Genomic DNA, 23,653 nt, shown 5'->3' with positions numbered 1-23,653 from the left:
TATTATCTCAAGCTAAAAAATCTTTCAAATCTATAACTGTTATGATTTATTCATAAGTGAGGGGAAAAGGTTGCAAAAGAATGTAGGTATTTTTGATTTAATATTTTATGGAGTTTTCCCATTGATTATTTGGCATTTCAGTAGAAATTATATTGATGATTACTATGCTATGTTAATTTCTTCTGTCCCTGGAATCGTCTATAGTATTATTCGTTTCTTTCTACTAAAGAAGATCAATTTCTTTGGATTATTTATGATAGGCAGTTTGATTGTTGGTACATTGATTGATGTTTTATCTGGATCTGCTATTCAACTGCTTTGGAATAATGTATATTACTCCTATTTCTTTGGAATCGTATTTATCGTTACAATTTTAGTGAATCGCCCAATTTATTTGTATTTTTCATTAGATTTTGTAGAAATGCAGGGGTATAACCGAAAACTGATGAAAGGACTATTCTTTCAAAAAAGGATACTAATTATTTTTAAATGGATCACTTTTGGGTTTGCTTTTAAAGACATATTACTTGCAACAATCAAGATTTGGCTGATTTCTGAATATGGAGTAGATGCTTTTGACAAAGGAATTGTTATTAGACAAATTATTGGATGGGGCATAACGGGAATATCATTCTACGGATTTATTTATATTGCAAAACTACTACAACAGCAAGAAATTACTGCTAAAAGTATAAATTAACGCCATTTGCCTTTTAATAGCGATATTACAATGGAAGGAATTTGAAGTGGAATCCGAATGGGGATGACTCTAGTGGGGTTATCGTGAAGCTTGAAACCCCGCACGAAGCTTAGCAAGGAAAGGCTCAACTTGTGAAATATCCCATTTGGTACCTTGTGGAGCGAAAGACGGCGACTCCTACGGGAAAAGCTTGAGCTGAAAGCCCCGCAGGAAGGAGATTGAAGCCAAGCCCGTGGAAAGCGCCGTCTGTAGCGGAACATCTATATCAAAAAAGCATATATTAGGACAATGTAATAGGGCTATTATTAACTTTTAGCCAATCAAAAAAATAAAGGATATTCGAATTTTTCGAATATCCTTTAACCTCTTAAACTGCAAATAATCCTTTTTGTGTTTTTTTTAATTCCTCAGTTAACTCTTCAATTTTGCCAATCACTTCAAGTCGTTGTTGTTGTTGTTCCGCAAGTGCAGTTTTCACAGTGGACTCCAAATGGTTATTTGTTTGTACGACAATATCTAAAATGGAACGGCTTGGAATACTCACTAACTCTTGTGATTTGTCAGTAATTTCTTGAACATTCGTTATCCATTTAGAAAATTGCTCGAATTGGTCATTACTAATGACTTCTTTTACACTGCTTTGTACTTTTTCTTGCATTTCTTTTGAAGCTTTTTTTGATTCTTCCTCAATTGTATTAAAGGTCGTTACAGTAGATTCAATGAGGTCCTTTTGATAATTGAATGCTTGTAATGTTTTTTCTCCAACTTCTGTTTGAAATTGTTGCCACGTTTTTAAACTGTTTAACAATCCATCCCATAATATATCCACACTTTTTACTACTTGTTCGTTCGCCATTTAAAATTCCTCCCTAGTTTTCGTTCATTTATAATGAATGCAACAATTGCATATCATCCAGATCACGAATCTTTTTCCTCTTTTTTTTGTGAAGACTGATTGAGGGGAAAGAAAGGATTGTATAAATGAAAGAAATTATTCAACAATGTTTGATACTGACTTAATGAACCTGCCCACATATCCAAATATTGTTGCCCCTCCTCAGTTATTGCATAAATACGTTTAGCTGGCCCCTTTGTAGTTGTATCCCATTCCGACGACACTAAGGAGTCTTTTTCAAGCTTTCGAAGAAGACGGTAAAAATTTCCCTGATCAATAGAATCAACACCAAACTGAGTGATCTTTTCCATCAATTCATAACCGTGCGAATTCCAATTACGTAAGTGTAACAACATGAGTGGGATTAGGAAATTTTGGGGTGTACCAAGATTTGAATTTGTTTTTTTATTCTTTCCTTTCCCTGATTCCATCACTCTCACCTCCACCTATCAACACTACACATAAGTGTAATTTACACCTATATATCCATAGAGTATGTTGACTCCATAAAAAAAATTAATAAATTACTATACTTTTTAATTCATATTTTTAAAAACAAAACCATAAGTTAAGTTTATAAGTGTTTAAAAAGGAGCTGATTTCCAATGAGTCAAACTGCAACACTTGATCCTTTTAAGATTTGGAAGGATATGTACGAAAAAACGGAAAGTACATGGCGAGGAGCGATCCAAGATACGCTTGGAACAGAACAATTTGCACAAGGTTTAGGGCAAGTCCAAAATCAGTATGTACAATATCAAGAAATGGTTAATACATTTACTGAATCTTATTTGAAACAAGCAAATATTCCTAGTCGTGAAGAAATTGCAAAAGTAGCATCCCTAATCATTAACGTCGATACAAAAATTGACGACATGGAAGACTTAATTGATGAGCAAAAACAAGCGACATCTAATGAAATTGATCAACTAAAAAAAGATGTCATTAATATAAATCATAAATTAGATCAAGTTCTTGAATTACTCAAAAAATAAAGCAATGGTTACAATCTCAATCACTACTAATTTTTAACAAATCAAACTGAATGTTAATTTCTAATAAAAATATAATTTGAGGAGTGAATTTTTTATGTCAGCAGTAGAACTAAAAGAATTAGGACAGTCAAACCCATTAAAACCACTTGCAAATAAAGTAGCAATCGTGACAGGTGCATCACGTGGTATCGGTGCTGAAATAGCAAAAGTATTAGCAGAAAAAGGTGCAACAGTTGTTGCTACTTATAGTTCATCTGAAAAAGAAATGCAAAAAGTCGTACATGAAATTAAAGAAAAAGGCGGTCATGCAATTGCATTAAAAGCGAATGTTAGTGAAGCAGACGATTCACAACGCCTAATCGAAGAAGTATTAAAACAATTTTCTAAAGTTGATATTCTTATTAATAATGCTGGGATAACAAAAGATCGCTCTTTCCGTAAAATGTCAAAAGACGAATGGGATCAAGTGATTAATGTCAATTTAAATGGGATTTTCCACACAACATCAGCTGTGATTAATCACATGATTGAAAGAAAGTATGGACGTATCATTAATATTAGTTCCATTATCGGCCAAGCTGGTGGCTTTGGTCAGACGAATTACGCAGCTTCCAAAGCGGGAATACTAGGATTCACAAAATCTCTTGCTTTAGAGACAGCTAAAAATGGGATTACCGTTAATGCCGTTTGCCCAGGGTTTATTGAAACAGAGATGGTTGCAGCTATGCCTGAAAATGTCAAACAAAACATTGTTGCAAAAGTACCTATGCAACGATTAGGAACGACATGTGAAATAGCTGAAGCTGTACTTTACCTCATTCAAGCAAGCTTCGTGACTGGACAAGAGATTAATGTCAATGGCGGGCTATATATGTAACTAATTGGGTTTTAAAGTGTACTATACAAATTGAAATTGTAGGAGGTATCATATGCTTGCTTCAAAATTAAAGTCTCCAGCTGATGAAAGCTTGAAAAAGGTAAAAAGACTAACAGAAGTTTTCGTTATGGAACCGGAGCCACAAGTAGGTCAAACGCCAAAAGAAGTTATTTGGACAAAAAACAAAGCAAAATTATACCGCTATCAACCAGCAGTGAAAAAGACGAATAAAGTACCCATTCTCATGATTTATGCACTTATTAATAAGCCCTATATATTAGATCTATATCCAGGCAACAGCTTGATTGAACATTTAACGAACAAGGGTCACGATGTCTATCTTTTAGACTGGGGAGTACCGGGTTATGAAGATCGTCATATGAAACTAGATGATTATATCGTAGACTACATTCCAAGGGCTATCAATAAAGTGCTAAGAATATCAGAAGCAAAGGAAATAACACTGCTTGGCTATTGCATTGGTGGAACTATGTCAGCTATTTTTACTGCTCTGAACCCACATCTTCCGATCCGTAATCTCCTTTTATTGACTAGTCCAATTGACTTTACGGATGCAGGGCTCTTTACAAATTGGTTGGATAAAAGATACTTCCAGCTTGATAAATTGGTAGATACGCTAGGCAATATTCCATTTGAGATGATTGATTTTGGTAATAAATTACTAAGTCCTATTTCAACTACGTATGGTCCTTATGTTTCTATAGTGGATCGTGTAGAAGACGAGAACTTTGTTTTAAACTGGAAGCTTATGCAAAAGTGGTTGAATGATGGAGTTCCTTTCCCAGGTGAGGCTTATAGACAGTGGATTCGAGACTTCTATCAAGACAATAAACTCATAAATGATGAATTAGAAATTCGCGGAGAAAAAGTGAAGTTAGCCAATATTAAGGCAAATCTTCTCAACATTTCTGCCACACGTGACAACATTGCGTTACCACATCAAGTTGCTCCGTTAAATGACAAAGTATCAAGCCAGAATAAGACACTCCATAACGTTGAAACGGGGCACATATCAGTCGTCACTGGACGCAAAGCAATCAAAGAAATTCATCCTTATATTGAAAATTGGATCACTGAAAATTCGAAATAAATTATGAAAAAAGAAGCTACGGATCAACCGTGGCTTCTTTTTCATTTCATCATTTATCGAATATCTATTTTTAAATTTTCATATTTATGGTCGCAATAAAATTTTCCCAGTACTTTTTCGACTTTCAAGTAAATCATGTGCTTTTGCACCTTCTTGAAGCGAAAAGACAGTAGGGGATTGAAGTTGAAGCTTTCCAGAAATAATCCAATCAAATAATTGTTTGGAACGTTTTTGGCGTTCTTCAAATGATGTAAGGACATTCCATAAATCTCCGCCTGTCAGTGTTTTTGATGTATCCATTAACATGCGAGGATCTACTGGAGCAGGGTCACCGCCTGACATTCCAAAGAATACAACTGTCCCACCAATGCGAGTTGCTTGAAAACTATCCTCTAGAGTCGAGCCAACAGAATCGTAAACTACATCTGCACCCGTTCCATTTGTAAATTCTATGACTGATTGTACCCAATTGTCATCGTATGTAAAAGCAACATCTGCCCCAATTTCTAAAGCTTTATTAGCTTTTTCCTTAGTAGAAGTAAGGCTCACTACTTTTGCACCATAGATTTTTGCAATTTGGATTAAATTTTGTCCAACACCGCCAGATGCTGCATGTACAATTACCGTATCATTTGGTTGAACTTGATAACTATCACTCGTTAAATAGTGAGCTGTTAATCCTTGTAAAAGGACAGAGGAAGCTACATCAAATGAGATACCTTTTGGTAACAATATTAATTTTTCTACAGGTACTGCTACAAGTTCAGCATTTGCGAATGGAACATCTGCAAATGCAACTCGATCACCAATTTTCACTTCTGTTACATTACTGCCAATAGCTTCAATAATTCCTGCGCCTTCATAGCCTAAAATAAAGGGCGGTTCACCAGCTAAATGATAATTTCCTTTTCTTCTATATATATCTGCAAAGTTTAATCCAATACTTTTTGTACGAACTAAAATTTCATTTGGTTGAAATTCTGGATTTGGAATTTCTTCATAATGTAGAACATCCGAACCACCAAATTCGTTGAAAACTAGTGCTTTCAATAGTAAAACTCCTTTAGCAATAGAATGAAATCATTTTAACATTAAACTAATTTGTTTGCTTAGGATTTAGCTTAGAATGTATGTATAAAGAATAAGCTTAATATTAATTAAGTATTAAAAGCGAAGAAGACAGAAATAACTTTTTAGATGTTATTGAGAATGTGTAGAGAAAATTCTAGTAATCAATCTATCTATTATAGTAAGTTGATATTTTGTTCAATTTATGAGCATATATCTTCTTTTTTTAATTGGAACTGTTATTTGGAGACAGCTCGCAGTGGGACGTGTAGAGAGGTCATAAGAACGTAATAATGATTATACCTCTGAGATCATCATCCCCGTAGTTAAAATTTGATACATTCATTTCACTTAATTTTAGTAAATTGTTTATTTTTTCAGTATGGTCGTCTATAAATAAATCTCCCTTGTGAATAAATTATATTAAAGTGAAAGATAGTTTTTTACTTTAATAAATGTTAAATAGGGAGGTTTTTATGCATAAACCGATAAAACGAAATGACTTTCTCTACATTGGTGACGCTTCCGACAACACTGTAAAGACTTTCGATGCAGCAACGGGTAGGTTCCTTGGTAGTTTTGTTGCATCAGGAAGTAACGGTTTGTTTGGTCCCAGAGGACTTATCTTTGACCATAAAGGCAATCTTCTTGTCTCCAACCAAATTCCAGACATGACCCAGAATAAGGGTACCGTGTTGAATTACAATAGTCAAACTGGTGCGTTTCTAAGAGAGCTTGTACACTCTAATGAACCAGGAGCACCTTTAGCACCGCGTGGAATTGTTTTGTCAAAACAAAATATCCTATTTGTGGCAGACATGGGTGACTTCGCGAATGACGTAGAAGTGCCCGGAGAAGTTCGGATGTATAATGGCAACACAGGGGTGTTTCTAGGAAACCTCAACCACTCCGGTTTCAGCGGACAGTTCCATCCACGTGCTTTGGTTATTGGTCCCGATGGCTCCCTGTATGTTTCCGTACGGAATCTTCCTGACCCGGTAGGAGGATCGGTGTTGCGCTTTAACCCAAGAACCGGGAAGTTTCTTGGAGTTTTCATTGAAAGTAATGCTGTCAATGACCTCAACCGTCCAGAAGGTTTAGTTTTTGGTCCAGACGGCAATCTCTATATCACCAGTTTCAGAAAAGATGTTAAAGACACGGACAAAATTTTGATTTTTGATGGTAAAACGGGTAAGTTTCTCAATAAGATTGATCTCGATGTTGTTGGACAGCCACGCGCTTTTGCACAGGCACTCCTGTTCGGTCCCGATGGAAAACTATTTGTTCCTATTCAAGGTGACGGTCCTGACTCAGGTTCGGTGCGGCGATACAACGTCCATCATCATAAGATAACATTTGATGTGTTCGTACCACCTTCTTTAGGAGGAGGACCGTTAGGAGAGCCATGGTATCTGACTTTTGGCAATACGAACCCTGCGACACTGGTTTACCAGCACGAACGTTATGATAATACGTGCGAATCATCAAACGAGAGTTCATAAGTGTCCGTATGCACTTTCGCCAAAATGAGTGACAACTAGATAGTATAATAAGACTCTTTATAAAAAGGTCAACCAGAAATATCGTTGGCACTGATATTGGGAATGACAAGATAAGGGCTCGGTTCCTGTTTTATAGGAACCGAGCCTTTATCTTGTAAAGTGTTCAAAAGATAGATCAAAAAAGCAGTTATTCGAAACAATCCAAAAAGAACACCTTTCTTATAAATTGTTTGAAGATAAATAAACTCTATATAGTAAATTATTCTTTTTGGTCATATGCAGTCCATTCGTGAGCGCATTTAGAACAAGCAAATAATGCTCAAAATATATTTTATTGTGAATGTGATACTTATAGCTTTAAAAAGGGAAAATGTTCTAAAGATTAGAAGGATTAACCCTTCTTTTTATCGAACTTGAACGATCAGAATACTTAAATTATAGGAGGACTGCTTATGGCATTTGTATCAATCTATACTGTTGGTAGGTTAAATCAACCCTATGATCACCCTGCCTCTCGTGATTTTTTTGAAGTGGGAGACGAAGTAATTCGTCAGGCAGCTAAATCTGGTCAACTTATTGAGGTGTTTTCACCTGATGGTGTCCCTTTTCCTGAAGAAGCCAAAAAGGGTGATGGTTTCCCGATTCTTACACTAACGGTATGGAAAAGTCTTCAATCCTTACATCGCTTTACCTATTCAGGTCAGCATAGGCAAGCGTTGCGAGATAGGAGCAAATGGATGGAGCCTTATCAAGAGAAACATTTATCATATGTAGTCTGGTGGACAGAGAAGATGAAGGATGTATCATGGGAGGAGGCTTTCAAGAGATACAACTATTATATTCAGCACGGACCCACTCCTTATGCGTTTGATTTTAAGCACGCGTTTGATGATAATGGGGAGAAATGCTTGATTAAGTAACATTGGGACTCTACTAAATTATATCGAAGAATCCCTTGAATAGATCATTCACTTGTTATGTCTTTTATTATGAACCTCTCATCTTGTAAGAGAAAAAGGCACGTAAGACATTATGCCGTACGTGCCTAGATTCAAGTATCGTTTTACTTTTGGAAAAAGTTAAGAGATTAATCTCGCAATTAAAAAGGCTATACCTGCAGCTAAGCCGCCAACCAGTGTCGTTTGGATAGCACTCTTAAATGGCTTAGATCCTGTAAAAGTGCCTTTTACAAATCCGAAAATAAACAAGGCGATGAGTGTCATAATTACGGAAATAAAAAGGGCTGAGTTAGCATTTGGGATGACCATATAAGGGAACAGAGGAATGAGACCACCCAAAATATAGGATCCACCAATTGTAGCGGAGCTCGTTAACGCACGCTTTGGTTCAGGTTTTTCAAGCCCAAGTTCGTATTTCATCATGAAATCTGCCCATTTTTCAGGATCTTTAGTCATTGCAGCAACTGCCTCATTGATTGCAGATTCAGGTAGATTCCATTCACGTAATATGTCAGCTACTTCTTCTCGTTCACGTTCAGGCAATTCCACAATCTCTCTTCTTTCCCGATCTAGTTCGGATGCATAATGCTCCTCATCCGTACGTGCAGCCAGGTAACCACCAAGTCCCATTGCAATTGACCCCGCAGCAATTTCTGCTACACCTGCTACCACAACTAAACTTGCATTTGAAATACTGCCCGATAATCCGGCAGCTAGTGCAAACGGAACCGTCAAACCATCAGACATACCAATTACAATATCACGAATTAGATCGGATGCCATAAAATGTTGTTCATCATGTGTTGGTTTATTCATATCAGGCTCTGACATTAAAATCCCCCTTAATTATTTAAACTACCTCAGCGTTATAGGCGATAATGAAAATCCTTTTTGTTCCACAAAAAGAACACAGTGTTCAAATTTAAGGGCACCGTGTTATATGTTTATTAATAATATTTAATTATTTTTGTTATTTCATACGATAAAAGAAAATTAATAATATTTGTCCTTTCTTATCCAACATTTTCCTCTTATAATTTAGTTAATTAGGTTTTATCAATAAAGAATTATTAAAATTTAACGCCTGGGGGACCTTTTTATTAGAAAAACCATAATACTTCCTTGGACTGAAGAGTGGGAAAAATTATATAGACAAGAAGAGAAATTACTAAAAGAAATTTTAAACGAGGAATTAGTTGATATATTTCACATTGGGAGTACGTCTGTACAAGCAATAGGTTATGCAAAACCAATAATCGATATTTTAATTGTTGTTAAAGATATTAAAAAAATTGATTTTTACAATGAAGAATTAGGTAAATATGGGTATAAACCTAAAGGAGAGAACGGAATTCCAGGAAGAAGGTACTTTCCTAAGGGGAATGAAAATAGGACTCACCATGTACATATCTTTCAAGTAGGTAATCAAAATATAAAAACACATTTGAATTTTAAAGACTATTTAATGAAACACCCAGAAGATGCTAAAAGGTATGGGGAATTTAAATTGGAATTAGCGGTGCAGTATCCTGAAAATCATTATAAGTATCAAGCTGAAAAACAAGAATTTGTTAATGAATTAGTTAAAAGGGCAAAAAATGCTCATTAAAAGAAAAGAACATCTAATCAAGTAACATGGGCGTTAATTAAAGAGAATTAATGCTCTTTTTATTGAACTTATTATATAACGTGAAGTTGAGTTGAATGAGAAATAATAAAATACAAGAGGTAGAGGAATTTAAGCAAAAGTAAACAATTATTAGGAGTGACAAGGTAATGGAAATATTTTTTTATGGCTTTGTTGGTTTAATAGCACTCTTTCTTATTATTACATATGCAGTCCGATTTGGTATTGACTCTTCAAAACAAGTTAAAGCTTTACGGTCCGAACTTAAAGAAATAAAAAAACAAATGAAAGATTTAGACGGAAATAAGAAATAGATATTTTTTATTCAAGTAAAAGCTACTTTATTTGAAACCAGATAGCACACTTTTACGTATATGTAAAAAAAAAGAAAGGATGTATGGCATGAATAAATACTCGATTGCTGAATTTATTAAAAATACAGAACAAGTGGATAAAGGAGAAGGCTTTTTTGAATTAGAGACACCTCGTTTGCTGGAGGTGAATCTTGATGGACTCGTTTGGGCCAAGGCTGGTTCAATGGTTGCTTACAATGGAAGTATTAAGTTTGAGCGAGAGGGTGTTTTAGAGCATGGAATTGGTGCTATGTTCAAAAAGGCTCTGACTGGTGAAGGCGCTGCCCTCATGAAAGCAAATGGGCAAGGAAAATTATATCTTGCTGACAATGGGAAAAAAATCATTATATTATATTTACAAAACGAAGCGGTTTATGTAAATGGAAATGACGTACTTGCATTCGAACCATCGATTAAACACAATATTAAGCTTATGAAAAAGGTAGCAGGTATGATGGCAGGTGGATTGTTTAATGTTCGGTGCGAAGGAACGGGTATGATTGCCATCACAGCACATCATGAACCACTTACATTACGAGTAACCCCAGGAAAACCGGTAATAACTGATCCAAATGCAACTGTAGCATGGTCAGGAAACCTTCAACCTGAATTTCAAACGGATATTTCACTAAAAACCTTCATTGGAAGAGGCAGTGGAGAATCGATTCAAATGAGGTTTGAAGGAGACGGATTTGTCATTGTTCAGCCGTATGAAGAAGTTTATATGCAGGCACAGAGTTAATGGCTTATTAAATTACATGGAAATGCTTTAGTTTTGGTGAACAATCAGCCTCAAAAGTAACTGATATTAATAAATAATTAGTTATGAAGGGAGAAATTATGATCACATTTAGGGAGATAGACAGAAAGAACTTTTTTGATGTTATAAAGTTAAGTGTGTCAGAAGAACAAAACACTTTTGTAGCGACTAATCTATTTTCTATTGCACAGGCCAAGGCATATCCAGAATGTATTTGTTTAGCTATATATCACGATGACATTTTAGTGGGATTTACGATGTATTGTATAGATATAGATGATAATGAATATTGGATTTATCGGTTAATGATAGATGCTAAATTTCAGTCAAAAGGCTATGGGAAAGCTGCAATGGAAAAACTTATTGATCTTATTAAAAAAGATAAAAAGCATCAAGTAATTTATCTAAGCTTTGAACCGGAAAACGATGTGGCAAAGCATTTGTATGAAAAATTGGGCTTTGAAGCAGATGGTCGAGTGATAGAAGGGGAAATTGTTTACAGACTAAAATATTAATCAAATTTAGAATAATTATACTTACTAGTAGAACGATGAAATATATCATAAGTAACTGAAATTAGTAGTTATATTATAAAAACTGCAAGCACAAACAAAATGTTTATGCTTGCAGTTTTATTATTTAAAATTAAATACTTCAGGATTTGGACCGTAATGGAAGTCTTCATTTAATGAAGAAATTTTTTCAATTTCCTCATCTGTAAGCGTAAAGTCAAAAATGTCTAGGTTTTCACGAATACGAGATGGAGTCATTGATTTTGGAATCGTAATGACATCATTTTGTAGATCCCAATTTAGGACAACTTGTGCTGTAGATTTGTTATACTTTTCAGCGATTTCAACAAGAGTTGGATCATTTAATATTTCACCATTCATAAGTGGAGACCACGCTTCCACTTGAATGCCGTGTTTTTTACAGTATTCTCGAACTTCGATTTGTGTAAGGCGTGGTTGAAATTCGATTTGATTAACTGCAGGTACAACTGTTGTACTTGCAAGCAGTTTTTCAAGATGATGTACATGGAAATTACTTACGCCAATAGTTTTAACTCTCTTATTGTTGTAAAGTTCTTCAAGCGCTTTATATACCTCGATATAATTATCATCTAGACCTGGCCAGTGAATAATATATAAATCTAAGTAATCAAGACCTAGTTTACGAATACTCTCTTCATAAGCTGATATTGTCTCATCATAAGTAAGTCCGTTATTCCAAACTTTAGAAGTCACAAATAAATCTTCACGAGTCACAATACCTTCATCAATAGCTATTTTAATCCCACGACCAACACTTTCTTCGTTTCCATAGATATGGGCAGTATCAATATGTCGATAGCCTTCTTTAATTGCTAATGTAACCATCTCAGTAAGTTCAGCACTATCTTTCACACGAAAAGTACCATAACCAACTGCAGGCATATGTAATCCATTATTTAATGTAACTGTTTGAATTGTCATATCTATCACTTCTCCTTTTCTGAATACATATTTTACCACTTAATGATAGAAAGAACACCAAAAACACCTCGAAAAGTAGTTGCAAATTATAGTGACACTATTCGAGGTGTTTTCTGATTATAGGAAAATTTGTTATATATGACACATAACCAGTTTGGAGTGAAACACTGTTTGAATCAGATTTAAACGTTAGTTCGTTAGGCAGTATAAAAATATTTATAACTCAATACATAAAAAAACAGAAAATGACACATATTAATAAGTACATAAAAAATGAAAAAATATTGTTCTTGGATAACATACACATCTTTCCATAGTGTTGCTTCCGTATAAATTAAAAGGTGGGATTAAAAATGGAGCAAGGCACAACCTTCACTATAAAGAAGACACTGCTAATGCATTTAATGGATACTGCAGGGATTGGGCTATTCGTTGCTTCTTTAGCCTATCTTATACTTAATTGGTCTAGTATTCCCGCAAAAGTACCAACATATTTTGGATTTCTAGGTGATGAGAATCGTTTTGGACCAAAATGGGAACTGTTTTTGTTGCCTTTAATAACTCTTAGTATAGGGGCTGTACTTCAATTTCTTGAAACTCATCCAGAGTGGCATAACTCTCCAATCGGAACGGTGGATTTAAATTTAGAAAGGATTATTCAACAGAGTATTTTGATGCTGTCATTTATAAGAAACATGAGTTTTCTTTTATTCGCATTAATCCTTTGGGAAACGATTCATATTGCACAAGGAAACGGTGCGAAATTAGAAGGGATTATATGGATTGTACTTGCCTTTATCATAATCTTACCTACGATTATGACCGTAATCTCATCAATAAAAGAAGTTGAGAAAGATTGATTTCGAGAAATCGAATCAGTCTTTTTTTACATATAAAAGGCTTAATGATTGCTACTTTTTTTATGATACGAACCATAATCTTATGTCCAAGAGTAAACATCCACGATTTCTGACTAAAATTACGCGATTCTAGTGCATACTTCCGCGATTTTCCAAATTGTATCCGCGAATATAGCAATTCAAGTCCTGCTTCTAAAGGATATTTGGGGAATTGGTTTAAATAATCAACTTTAAATTATTAGTCTATTTTTAACCGGAAACTGATTTATGAAATGGACATTAACCATAAAATATTTATCTTTCATTTTGCATGTATGTGCAACCGTTTGCATAAGAATAGGTAATTACAATTGGTGATGGTTCTTCACGCTTGAGATTGGAGTGTTGGGATGGATAAGTTACATGAACCTTGGTGGAAGCGAAGTGTAGTCTATCAAATATATCCACGAAGTTTTATGGATTCAAATGGCGATGGTATTGGGGATATTCGTGGAATCATTTCAAAACTAGAATATTTGCTGCATTTAGGTGTAGATATTATTTGGCTTAGTCCCATCTATGATTCTCCAAATGCTGATAACGGATATGATATTAGAGACTATTTTAAGATAATGGAAGAATTCGGAACGATGGAAGATTTTGATGAACTAATTTTTGAAGCTAGAAAATATGGAATCCGAATTATCCTGGATCTTGTTGTCAATCATACTTCAGATGAACATGCTTGGTTTGTAGAGTCCCGTACCTCACGAGATTCTAACTATCGAGATTATTATATTTGGAGAGAAGGACAAAAAGAACTACCTCCTAACAATTGGGGATCTATGTTCTCAGGTAGTGCTTGGGAAAAGGAGGAGCAAACAGGGGATTACTATTTACACTTATTTTCGAAAAAACAACCTGATCTTAATTGGGATAACCCTCAAGTTCGAAATGAAGTCTTTGAAATGATGGATTTTTGGCTTAATAAGGGTATAAGTGGCTTCCGAATGGATGTCATAAACTTTATATCAAAGGATAGTAGATTACTAGATGGAAAAATGAGGGTAAATGATCAATACGGTGATGGGAGCCCTTATTTTATTAACGGGCCTAATATTCATACGCATTTACAAGAGATGCATGAAAAAGTATTTCAACATAATGATGTTTTAACTATTGGAGAAATGCCAGGCACAACACCTGAAGATGCCAAAGTTTATACAAAACCAGAAAATAAAGAACTGCAGATGATCTTCACTTTTGAACATATGAATTTAGATAGTGGCCCTCATGAAAAATGGGATCTCAAGCCTTTAGATTTAATTGATCTAAAAAATACGTTTGATAAATGGCAGCAAGTTCTTCATGAAGTAGGTTGGAACAGCTTGTATTGGAATAATCACGATCAACCACGAATTGTATCAAGATTTGGTAACGATAGTGAGGTGTATCGTGAGTTATCAGGGAAAATGTTAGCCATATGCCTTCATATGATGCAAGGAACACCCTTTATCTATCAAGGTGAAGAAATCGCTATGACAAATGTGAGATTTAAAGAGTTAGAAGAATTTCGTGATATAGAGACATTCAATATGTACAAAACGAAACGTCAACAAGGAATGGCACATAAGGAAATCATGGAAAGTATTTATGCAAAAGGCCGTGACAATGCTAGGACGCCAATGCAATGGACTAAAACTGGCGGATTCACAACAGGTAACTCTTGGATTGCTATGAACGACAATACTTCAATTATTAATGTTGAAGATACATTAAAAAATCCTTCATCCATTTTTTACACTTATCAAAAATTGATTCAATTGAGAAAAGAAAATGACATTTTGACTTATGGAACTTTCGAATTATTATTACGTGAAAATCCAAACCTTTTTGTATATAAACGAAAGTTTGAACAACAGGAATGGATTGTCGTAGCAAATTTCGCTGCTAAGACGGAACAAATAGCGTGGGAGAACTTTGATGTGACTGCGAAAAAAGGAAATACCATCATCACAAATTATGAAAGTCCATTAATAGCCTATGGGATGATCAATGTTCGACCTTATGAAGCATTCGTCATTGAAGTTGGGGGTGAATAATATGGGTTCAAAAATAGGAGTAGACATTGGTGGTACAAAAATTCGTTTAGGCGTCATCTCAGAAACAAATAAAGTTTTAAAAGATATCATCATTCCAACAAAAATACCAGTATATCCATATTTAGAAAATGAAATTCAAAAGTTACTAATAGAATTTCCAGATGTAAGTGGAATCGGAATTGGTACAAGGGGAATGGTGGATCATGAAAGAGGAAAGATCCTCTATGAAAAAGAGTTAGAGGGTTGGGAAGGAACTGAAGTAAAGTCATTACTAGAAGCTACTACGAATATTCGTGTAGAAGTGAATAATGATGCAAATTGTGCTGCACTTGCAGAAGCTGAATTAGGAGCAGGAAAAGGTTATGAAAGAGTTATTTGTTTGACTATTGGCACTTGTTTAGGTGGTGGATTTGTATTTGATGGCAAAGTGATGAATGGTGCACATGGAGGGGCAGGTGAAGTAGGCCATTTAATTTTATATCCAAAAGGTTTGCTGTGCGGTTGTGGTAGAAGAGGATGCAGCGAACAATATGTATCTGGTACAGCACTTAGAAGAATGATTGTAGAAAAACGTGTGATTGATCCTAGTACAAATGCTTATGTCACTCCACCACAATTATTTCGATTGGCATCGAACGGCCAACAAAACGCAATAGAAATAAGAGAGAGATTCCTAACAGATTTGTCACTCGTTATTTCTAATTTACAAGCTGTCTTAGATATTGATTGTGTTGTCGTAGGAGGAGGCGTTTCGGAATCTGCTAATGATTGGTGGACTCAATTATTAGAAAAAATCAATCCTATCAAATTGCAACCACTTGAAGTTAGAAGAGCTATCTTCGGTAACGAATCTGGAATGCTAGGTGCAGCTTTACTTGTACAAGATTAATAGAAAAAGGATGTGATAAAGATTGTCGACATTAACCTTAAAAGGAGTTTCCAAGACTTATGACACAAAAGTTAAAGCAGTCTCTGATTTTAATTTAGAAATAGAAGATCAAGAGTTTATCGTTTTTGTAGGTCCTTCAGGATGCGGGAAAAGTACAACACTACGTATGATTGCTGGCCTTGAGGTTATTTCAGAAGGAGAATTAATCATTGATGGCGTACGCATGAATGATGTTCAACCAAAAGATCGTAATATAGCTATGGTATTTCAAAACTATGCTTTGTATCCTCACTTAAGTGTATTTGACAATATGGCATTTGGTCTCAAAATGAGAAAAGTTCCTAAAAAGGAGATACATGAAAGAGTTGAAAAAACGGCAGAAATTTTAGATTTAGTTCCATATTTGAAGCGTAAGCCGAAAGCTCTATCTGGCGGTCAGCGTCAAAGAGTTGCTTTGGGAAGAGCGATTGTTCGTGATGCCAAAATCTTTTTAATGGATGAACCTTTATCAAATCTAGATTCTAAATTACGAGTACAAATGAGATCGGAAATTATTAAACTTCATCGTGAATTAAAAACAACAACTATTTATGTTACGCATGATCAAACAGAAGCAATGACTATGGCTACTCGTATTGTCATTATGAAAGATGGCGTCATTCAACAAATTGGAAATCCTAGAGAGGTATATGATCATCCAGCAAATATGTTTGTTGCTGGTTTTATTGGTTCACCAGCTATGAATTTCATTAACGGAACATATGAAACAGGTGAATTTATTATTGGAGATATCAATATTCCATTATCAGAGGAACAACAGGTGCTGCTTGCTGAATACAATGGCAAAGAAATTGTCATGGGTATTCGTTCAGAATATATAGGGAAAGCAAATTCAGAATCACTAAATGATTCATTGTTTAAGTTTTCGTCATCAGTAGACATGACAGAACTAACTGGTGCAGAACAGATGGTATTCTCTTCAATTGATGGTCAACCTTTTATTGGGAAAATGGATTCTAAAGAAACAATTCATTCTGGAGAACAATTAAACTTCGCTATGAAAATAGATTTTGCTCATTTTTTCGATAAAAATTCTGAAATAAAAATCCAATGAATAAATTCATAACATAGACCATATTTTAGACTACGCTTTACTCAGTTTTGTGCAAACGTTTTCACAAGCTCGATATTTCAAAATTCGGAGGGGAAAAGATGAAAAAAATGTGGCGTGCAGGCATACTTGCTGTTTCCTTAGGTGTAGCGGCAATATTAACAGGTTGTGGTGCTTCTGATAAAGAGAAAACAGAGAATAAAGCAGCAGACAAACCGAAAGAAGAACAAGTGGAACCCGTAACGTTAGATATTTTTCAATTTAAAGTAGAATTCAAAGACCAATTTGAAGCAGTTGCGAAGAAATATGAAGAAGAAAATAAAAATGTCAAAATCAATATCACAACAGTTGGTGGCGGTGAAGATTATGGTGCAGCACTTCGTTCGAAATTCTCATCTGGAAATGAACCAGCTATTTATAATATCGGTGGACCCCAGGATGTAGCCGACTGGAACGATAAACTTGCTGACTTATCTGATACTGCTTCAGCAAAAGCTGCTTTAAAAGGCACACTTGATGGTGTTTCAGTAGACGGTAAAGTATTAGGACTTCCATACAACCAAGAAGGCTATGGCTTAATCTATAATAAAAAGGTTTTTGAAAAGGCGGGTATTGATCCAGCATCCATTACAGATTTCGCTTCTCTAGAAAAAGCTGTAAAAGAATTGGATAGCAAGAAAAAGGAATTAGGTCTTAAAGCTGTTTTTGCTTTACCTGGTAAAGAAACTTGGGTAACTGGATTACATTTATCAAATGCATTTTTAGCTCCAGAGTTTGATAACAATGTATTAACAGCATTTAATGCAAAAAAGGTAGACTTCAAATATAAAGATGGATTTAAGAAAGTGTTAGATTTACAAAATCAATACTCTGTACAACCAACAGTGAGTTTAGACTACTCAAAACAAGTTGAAGAATTATTCTCTCTTCAAAAAGTAGCGATTATTCAACAAGGTAACTGGGTATATGGTTCAATTGCTGGTATTGATGAAGACTTTGCGAACAATGGTATTGGATTACTGCCAATTCCTGTTGAAGGCTATAAAGGTGATAGCGTTCCTGTAGGTATTCCAATGTATTGGGGCGTAAACAGTAAGGCGGATGAAAAAGTGATTGCTGAATCCAAGAAATTTTTAGATTGGCTGTACACTTCTGAAGAAGGTAAAGAAACGGTATTAAATGATTTCAAATTTATCCCTGCTTACAATGGCTATGATTCATCTAAAATCTCAGATCCGCTTTCAAAAGCTGTTTATGAATATGCAAGCGAAGGAAAAACAATCGGTTGGACATTCATGGGATACCCAACAGGTTGGGGTCAGGATGAGTTAGGTGTCCAAATCCAAAAATATTTAAGCAAAAAAGCATCATGGGATGAAGTTGTCGATGCAACGAAAAAAGCATGGGAAAAGGATCGACAAAAATGATGCTCTTAGTGAGGATATCTAAAACCTAGTTTATTAGAGTAAATATCAGATTTTGCATAAAGTGGAATCAGCTTCGCTTTCCGCGGGCGAACTTACGAGCCTCCTCGCTACACTGCGGGGTCTCGTCTAGCTTGCTTTCCCTCAGGAGTCTTCGCTGATTCCACTTCAACAAGGTTAGAAGTACTAGATTATTGTTAAAAATTTAATCTGATTTACCTTTTCATTAACATCAAACTAAGAGTAGCATTTCACAACATGGACGAACTAATGTTTTCTATATAGCAAAACTTCAAATGCTGTCCTCAAAGCTGAACAATTCAATCACTTTTTGGACAGCATTTATTTTAAACGAAAATACTTCAAACTATATTATTGTGTTGGGATATCGGAGGTGAGTAAATGCGAACAAAAAATGTATCCTATTGGCTCTTTCTAGCACCGGTTTTATTAGCCTTAACGTTAGTGGTTATTGTACCTTTATTGGTTGGTGTCTATTATTCTTTCACAGACTGGAATGGTATTCAAACAAATAAATTCATTGGCTTTGATAACTACAAAGCATTATTTCAAGATGAAAAATTTCTAGATTCACTATGGTTCACGACAAAATTCTCTATTGTTTCAGTAATTTTAATCAATGTGATTGGCCTTGGACTTGCTCTACTTGTAACGGCAAAATTAAAAACGAATCATTTATTACGTACGATCTTCTTTATGCCAAACCTAATCGGTGGTTTAATACTCGGGTTCATTTGGCAGTTTGTTTTTACAAAGGTATTTGCAAGTTTTGGAGAACTGGTCGGAATGGAAAGTTTACAAGGTTGGTTATCAACCCCAGGTACAGGCTTTTGGGGACTAGCTATTTTAATGAGTTGGCAATTGGCAGGCTATATTATGGTCATTTATATAGCTTATATAGAAGGTGTTTCAAAAGAATTACTAGAGGCTGCTGAAATAGATGGGGCCAATGCATTTCAAAAGATCCGTTACGTGCTATTTCCACTTGTTGCACCTGCTTTTACTGTCAGTATGTTTTTAACACTCTCAAATTCATTTAAGCTATACGACCAAAACTTATCTTTAACAGCTGGCGGTCCTTTTAACTCAACGCAAATGGTCGCAATGGAGATCTTTAATACAGCATTTACGAAATATGACATGGGCTATGCTCAAGCAAAAGCAGTCATTTTCTTTATTATCGTAGCAGTTATCGCTTTAGTCCAAGTTTATATCAATAAGAAGCGTGAGGTGGAGATGTAATGCGGAAAACGTATTTAATTCCCCTTGAAATAATTGGTGTTGCATTAGGAGTTATTTGGTTACTTCCATTCTATTTAATGATTATCAATTCTTTAAAAACAAAGCGACAAATTTTCGAAGACACATTAAAGCCACCGAGTGAAGTAACATTTGATAACTATGTGCAGGCTTTTAAAGAACTAGATTTCATAAGGACTTTTGCTAATTCACTACTTATTCTGGTAGTCAGTGTTGCATTAATCATTATTTTCTCTGCGATGGCAGCATATGCATTATCAAGAGTAAAGAGTCGTATTAGTACAGTTATCTTATTTATATTTATAGCAGCGATGTTGATTCCTTTTCAGTCTGTCATGATTCCTTTAATCACAATTTTCGGGAAAGTTGAAATGTTAAATCGATTGGGACTCATTTTTATGTATGTAGGATTTGGGGCAAGCTTATCTATTTTCTTATACCATGGTGCATTGAATTCGATTCCGAAATCCTTGGATGAAGCTGCAACAATTGATGGAGCAAACAAATTTCAAATTTTTTGGCACATCATCTTCCCAATGCTAAAACCTATAACTGTAACGGTAGGGATACTCAATACAATCTGGATTTGGAATGATTATTTATTACCTTCATTAGTGATTAACCAAAAAGGGATGGAGACAATTCCCTTAAAAATGTTCTTTTTCTTCGGAGAGTATACAAAACAGTGGCATCTTGCATTAGCGGGTTTAACTTTAGCTATTATTCCAGTCATCATTGCCTATTTCTTTGCACAGAAATCCATTATTAAAGGAGTATCTGAAGGTGCCATTAAATAAATAATGGAAGGATGGGTGCCCATTGGCAGTTACAATCATAGATGTTGCACGAGAAGCAAATGTGTCGCCATCGACCGTATCTCGGGTAATCTCAGATAGTCCGAGAATTAGTGAAAGAACAAAGCGAAAAGTAAGACAAGTGATGGATAGATTAAATTATCATCCCAACTTCCAAGCAAGAAATTTAGCAGCTAAGAGTACAAAAACGATTGGAGTAATCATGTCTCATTCCACTTCTCTAGCTTTTCAAAATCCTTTTTTCCCAGAAGTCATTCGTGGTATATGTACAAGTGCGCATTCTAACCAATATGGAATGTATCTCTCAACAGGAGGAAACGAGGAAGAAATCTACCAAGAAGTTGAGTCGATGGTACAAAGTAAAAAGGTGGACGGAATTATTTTACTCTACTCAAAAGTGAATGATCCTACTTTAGCCTTTTTAAAAGAAGCAGATTTTCCCTTTACTATGGTAGGTCGTCCATATCAATATGAAGAAGAGATTACATATATTGATAACGATAATCGGAAAATTGCTTATGAATTAGTCAATTATCTTGTTCATTTAGGACACGAACATATTGCGTTTATAGGTGGAAATCTAGATTATGTAGTATCACTGGATCGATTAGAGGGTTTCAAATCTGCTTTAAAAGATTTAGATCTTCAGTATAAAGAAAAATATATCATCCATGATCAAAATAAGTTAACAAATGATATTCAAAGTATTAATACGCTCATGCATTTAGATGTTCCGCCTACAGCCCTTATTGCACACGATGATTTGGTTGCTTATGAAATCATTCGCCATTTAGAAGAACTTTCTATTCGAGTACCTAATGATATTTCAATTGTTAGTTTTAATAACCACGCTTTATCTGAATTTGTGAAACCACCATTAACGACAGTAGATATTTCGATTTTTCAATTGGGTTTAGAAGCAGCTAATTATTTATTCGAAAAAATGAGTAGTACACAAGCTCCTATCAAAAATCGTTTCGTACCTACTACTTTAATTGAACGGCAATCTACAAAAGCGATAAATAATGATGTTTTAAGTTTAAGAGGTGAAATATGAAAAAAGCATGGTGGAAAGAAGCAGTTGCTTATCAAGTGTATACGAGAAGTTTCCAGGATTCGAACGGAGACGGAATTGGGGATATTAGAGGGTTAATATCTAGACTTGATTACCTTCATGAACTCGGTATTAATGTTATTTGGATTAGTCCAATGTACCGTTCACCAAATGATGATAATGGCTATGATATTAGCGATTATCAATCCATATTAGAAGAATTCGGTACGATGAAAGACTTTGAAGAATTACTTAAAGAGGTACATTATCGTGATATGAAACTAATCATTGACTTAGTGATCAACCACACAAGTGATGAACATCAATGGTTTATCGAATCTCGTTCTTCTAAGTCAAATCAAAAAAGAAACTGGTATATTTGGCGAGATGGAAAGAATGGGGAAGAACCAAATAATTGGGGCAGTATATTTGGTGGATCTGCATGGGAGTATGATGATGCAACTAATCAATACTATCTCCATCTTTTCTCAAAAAAGCAGCCCGATTTAAACTGGGAAAATAAAGATTTACGTTATGTTCTATACGAAATGGTTAAGTGGTGGCTCGACAAAGGAATTGATGGTTTCCGAGTTGATGCGATTAGTCATATCAAAAAGGATTCTTCATTTTCAAACACGACAAACCCAACAAATCTTCCATATGTTCATGCGTGGGAAAAATATATGAATGTTCCTGGCATTACAACTTTTTTAAAAGAACTCAAACAAGAAACATTTGCAAATTACGATATTATGACAGTCGGAGAAGCAAATGGGGTAGGAATTGATGAAGTGAATGCGTGGGTCGGAGAACAAGATGGTGTATTTAATATGATATTTCAATTTCAGCATTTAAGTCTATGGGATACCACCGAAAAAAATAAATTAGATGTTCCTGCATTAAAAAAGATCTTAACGAGCTGGCAGAAGGCTCTTGAAGGTTTAGGATGGAATGCCTTATTTATAGAGAATCATGATAATACGAGAGTTGTCTCAACTTTAGGAGACGATCAAACGTATTGGCGAGAAAGTGCAACTGCCTTGGCAACCATGTACTTTTTCATGCAGGGCACACCATTCATCTATCAAGGTCAAGAATTAGGGATGACGAATGTACATTTCTTATCGATTGATGATTATAACGATGTTGCAACCAAGAATGTTTATAATGAAGGAATTGCCAAAGGACAAACACATGAAGAACTAATGAAAAGTATTTGGAAAACAAGTCGTGATAATGCACGTACACCGATGCAATGGTCAGATAGAGAAAATGCAGGATTTACATCAGGAACACCGTGGATTGATATAAATCCTAACTATACTGATATTAATGTCGAGAAGCAGCAACATGACCCCAATTCTGTACTGAACTTCTATAAAAAAATGATTCAACTACGGAAGACAAATGAAATTTTCATCTATGGTCAATATGATTTAGTTCTACAAGAACATCCTTCTATTTATGCCTATACTAGGACATATAACAATGAAAAAATGATTATACTATGTAATCTTTCAAGAGATTCCACCATTGTAGATAAGATCGAAGGAATTTATTATAGTAATGACTATCTTTTATTAGCAAATATGCCAGTCAAAGAACATAAGAATGAAGCAATATTAGAATTTGCTCCTTATGAATCTAGAATTTATAGGTTATAAAAATTCATTGTGGAGCGAAAGACGGCGACTCCTACGGGAAAAGCTTGAGCTGAAAGCCCCGCAGGAACGAAGTGACGAGGAGATTGAAGCCAAGCCCGTGGAAAGCGCCGTCTGTAGCGGAACGTTCAAATCTGAATATTGAAGTTAATATG

General features: G+C 35.1%; 24 protein-coding genes. 19 read left to right on the top strand and 5 right to left on the bottom strand.

Annotated elements, in window-relative coordinates; genetic code table 11:
• The first annotated feature begins 70 nt into the window (after window positions 1-70).
• Window positions 71-700, top strand: coding sequence for a VC0807 family protein (locus ABE048_RS19395; RefSeq protein ID WP_430312945.1), 630 nt, complete (start codon window positions 71-73; stop codon window positions 698-700).
• 367 nt (window positions 701-1,067) lie between these two features.
• Here the strand turns inward: ABE048_RS19395 and ABE048_RS19390 are convergent, their stop codons facing one another.
• Both ABE048_RS19390 and phaQ read right to left on the bottom strand, forming a co-directional pair.
• On the bottom strand, window positions 1,068-1,556 hold the full coding sequence (locus ABE048_RS19390; protein ID WP_430312944.1) for a hypothetical protein: 489 nt from the start codon (window positions 1,554-1,556) through the stop codon (window positions 1,068-1,070).
• 62 nt (window positions 1,557-1,618) lie between these two features.
• A complete protein-coding gene (phaQ, locus tag ABE048_RS19385) occupies window positions 1,619-2,026 on the bottom strand; it encodes a poly-beta-hydroxybutyrate-responsive repressor (protein WP_430312943.1) in 408 nt (135 codons plus the stop codon).
• A gap of 174 nt (window positions 2,027-2,200) precedes the next feature.
• Between phaQ and ABE048_RS19380 the strand changes: the two genes are divergently transcribed.
• From ABE048_RS19380 to phaC, 3 genes are all read left to right on the top strand, one after another.
• Window positions 2,201-2,590 carry a polyhydroxyalkanoate biosynthesis repressor PhaR gene (locus ABE048_RS19380; protein ID WP_430312942.1) on the top strand — a complete coding sequence of 130 codons (390 nt, stop codon included), beginning with the start codon at window positions 2,201-2,203 and terminating at the stop codon, window positions 2,588-2,590.
• A 94-nt stretch (window positions 2,591-2,684) separates the two neighbouring features.
• The gene (gene fabG, locus ABE048_RS19375) at window positions 2,685-3,467 is read left to right on the top strand and encodes a 3-oxoacyl-[acyl-carrier-protein] reductase (RefSeq protein ID WP_430312941.1); all 783 of its coding nucleotides are present in this window, start codon (window positions 2,685-2,687) and stop codon (window positions 3,465-3,467) included.
• A 52-nt stretch (window positions 3,468-3,519) separates the two neighbouring features.
• On the top strand, window positions 3,520-4,578 hold the full coding sequence (gene phaC / locus ABE048_RS19370) for a class III poly(R)-hydroxyalkanoic acid synthase subunit PhaC (RefSeq protein WP_430312940.1): 1,059 nt from the start codon (window positions 3,520-3,522) through the stop codon (window positions 4,576-4,578).
• Window positions 4,579-4,662: 84 nt separating this feature from the next.
• Here phaC and ABE048_RS19365 read toward each other — a convergent pair whose 3' ends face one another.
• On the bottom strand, window positions 4,663-5,628 hold the full coding sequence (locus ABE048_RS19365) for a quinone oxidoreductase family protein (protein ID WP_430312939.1): 966 nt from the start codon (window positions 5,626-5,628) through the stop codon (window positions 4,663-4,665).
• A 494-nt stretch (window positions 5,629-6,122) separates the two neighbouring features.
• Here ABE048_RS19365 and ABE048_RS19360 point away from each other — a divergent pair, with 494 nt between their 5' ends.
• Both ABE048_RS19360 and ABE048_RS19355 read left to right on the top strand, forming a co-directional pair.
• A complete protein-coding gene (locus ABE048_RS19360) occupies window positions 6,123-7,148 on the top strand; it encodes a hypothetical protein (protein ID WP_430312938.1) in 1,026 nt (341 codons plus the stop codon).
• A 452-nt stretch (window positions 7,149-7,600) separates the two neighbouring features.
• Window positions 7,601-8,068: a DUF3291 domain-containing protein gene (locus ABE048_RS19355; RefSeq protein WP_430312937.1), complete on the top strand. Its 468-nt coding sequence runs from the start codon at window positions 7,601-7,603 to the stop codon at window positions 8,066-8,068.
• 159 nt (window positions 8,069-8,227) lie between these two features.
• Here ABE048_RS19355 and ABE048_RS19350 read toward each other — a convergent pair whose 3' ends face one another.
• On the bottom strand, window positions 8,228-8,938 hold the full coding sequence (locus ABE048_RS19350) for a VIT1/CCC1 transporter family protein (protein WP_430312936.1): 711 nt from the start codon (window positions 8,936-8,938) through the stop codon (window positions 8,228-8,230).
• 253 nt (window positions 8,939-9,191) lie between these two features.
• On the opposite strand from ABE048_RS19350, the gene ABE048_RS19345 reads away from it, so the two are divergent.
• The 4 genes from ABE048_RS19345 to ABE048_RS19330 all read left to right on the top strand — a co-directional run bounded on the left by ABE048_RS19345 (window position 9,192) and on the right by ABE048_RS19330 (window position 11,362).
• Window positions 9,192-9,716 carry a GrpB family protein gene (locus ABE048_RS19345; protein WP_430312955.1) on the top strand — a complete coding sequence of 175 codons (525 nt, stop codon included), beginning with the start codon at window positions 9,192-9,194 and terminating at the stop codon, window positions 9,714-9,716.
• Window positions 9,717-9,883: 167 nt separating this feature from the next.
• A complete protein-coding gene (locus tag ABE048_RS19340; protein ID WP_430312935.1) occupies window positions 9,884-10,048 on the top strand; it encodes a hypothetical protein in 165 nt (54 codons plus the stop codon).
• Window positions 10,049-10,136: 88 nt separating this feature from the next.
• Complete coding sequence (locus ABE048_RS19335) at window positions 10,137-10,829, top strand: AIM24 family protein (RefSeq protein ID WP_430312934.1); 693 nt, start codon at window positions 10,137-10,139, stop codon at window positions 10,827-10,829.
• A 98-nt stretch (window positions 10,830-10,927) separates the two neighbouring features.
• Window positions 10,928-11,362 (top strand): GNAT family N-acetyltransferase, encoded by a 435-nt coding sequence (locus ABE048_RS19330; protein WP_430312933.1) that lies wholly within the window; start codon window positions 10,928-10,930, stop codon window positions 11,360-11,362.
• Between the two features lie 120 nt (window positions 11,363-11,482).
• Here ABE048_RS19330 and ABE048_RS19325 read toward each other — a convergent pair whose 3' ends face one another.
• A complete protein-coding gene (locus ABE048_RS19325; protein ID WP_430312932.1) occupies window positions 11,483-12,322 on the bottom strand; it encodes an aldo/keto reductase in 840 nt (279 codons plus the stop codon).
• Window positions 12,323-12,675: 353 nt separating this feature from the next.
• Between ABE048_RS19325 and ABE048_RS19320 the strand changes: the two genes are divergently transcribed.
• The 9 genes from ABE048_RS19320 to ABE048_RS19280 all read left to right on the top strand — a co-directional run bounded on the left by ABE048_RS19320 (window position 12,676) and on the right by ABE048_RS19280 (window position 23,501).
• Window positions 12,676-13,182: a DUF1648 domain-containing protein gene (locus ABE048_RS19320; RefSeq protein WP_430312931.1), complete on the top strand. Its 507-nt coding sequence runs from the start codon at window positions 12,676-12,678 to the stop codon at window positions 13,180-13,182.
• Between the two features lie 389 nt (window positions 13,183-13,571).
• Window positions 13,572-15,263 carry a glycoside hydrolase family 13 protein gene (locus tag ABE048_RS19315; protein WP_430312930.1) on the top strand — a complete coding sequence of 564 codons (1,692 nt, stop codon included), beginning with the start codon at window positions 13,572-13,574 and terminating at the stop codon, window positions 15,261-15,263.
• A gap of 1 nt (window position 15,264) precedes the next feature.
• Window positions 15,265-16,152: an ROK family protein gene (locus ABE048_RS19310; protein ID WP_430312929.1), complete on the top strand. Its 888-nt coding sequence runs from the start codon at window positions 15,265-15,267 to the stop codon at window positions 16,150-16,152.
• 22 nt (window positions 16,153-16,174) lie between these two features.
• Window positions 16,175-17,266 (top strand): ABC transporter ATP-binding protein, encoded by a 1,092-nt coding sequence (locus tag ABE048_RS19305; RefSeq protein WP_430312928.1) that lies wholly within the window; start codon window positions 16,175-16,177, stop codon window positions 17,264-17,266.
• Between the two features lie 98 nt (window positions 17,267-17,364).
• A complete protein-coding gene (locus ABE048_RS19300; RefSeq protein ID WP_430312927.1) occupies window positions 17,365-18,690 on the top strand; it encodes an ABC transporter substrate-binding protein in 1,326 nt (441 codons plus the stop codon).
• Window positions 18,691-19,089: 399 nt separating this feature from the next.
• Entirely contained in the window at window positions 19,090-19,950 is an 861-nt protein-coding gene (locus ABE048_RS19295) for a carbohydrate ABC transporter permease (RefSeq protein WP_430312926.1), read from the top strand.
• Window positions 19,950-20,765 carry a carbohydrate ABC transporter permease gene (locus ABE048_RS19290; protein ID WP_430312925.1) on the top strand — a complete coding sequence of 272 codons (816 nt, stop codon included), beginning with the start codon at window positions 19,950-19,952 and terminating at the stop codon, window positions 20,763-20,765. Before ABE048_RS19295 ends, ABE048_RS19290 begins: the two co-directional genes overlap by 1 nt.
• 22 nt (window positions 20,766-20,787) lie before the next feature.
• The gene (locus tag ABE048_RS19285) at window positions 20,788-21,840 is read left to right on the top strand and encodes a LacI family DNA-binding transcriptional regulator (RefSeq protein ID WP_430312924.1); all 1,053 of its coding nucleotides are present in this window, start codon (window positions 20,788-20,790) and stop codon (window positions 21,838-21,840) included.
• Window positions 21,837-23,501: a glycoside hydrolase family 13 protein gene (locus ABE048_RS19280; protein ID WP_430312923.1), complete on the top strand. Its 1,665-nt coding sequence runs from the start codon at window positions 21,837-21,839 to the stop codon at window positions 23,499-23,501. The genes ABE048_RS19285 and ABE048_RS19280 overlap by 4 nt, the downstream gene beginning before the upstream one ends.
• Window positions 23,502-23,653: the final 152 nt, after the last annotated feature.

The sequence above is a fragment of the Rummeliibacillus pycnus genome, from assembly GCF_050459865.1.
GTDB lineage: Bacteria > Bacillota > Bacilli > Bacillales_A > Planococcaceae > Rummeliibacillus > Rummeliibacillus pycnus_B.
This window is presented reverse-complemented; position numbering and strand designations above follow the sequence as displayed.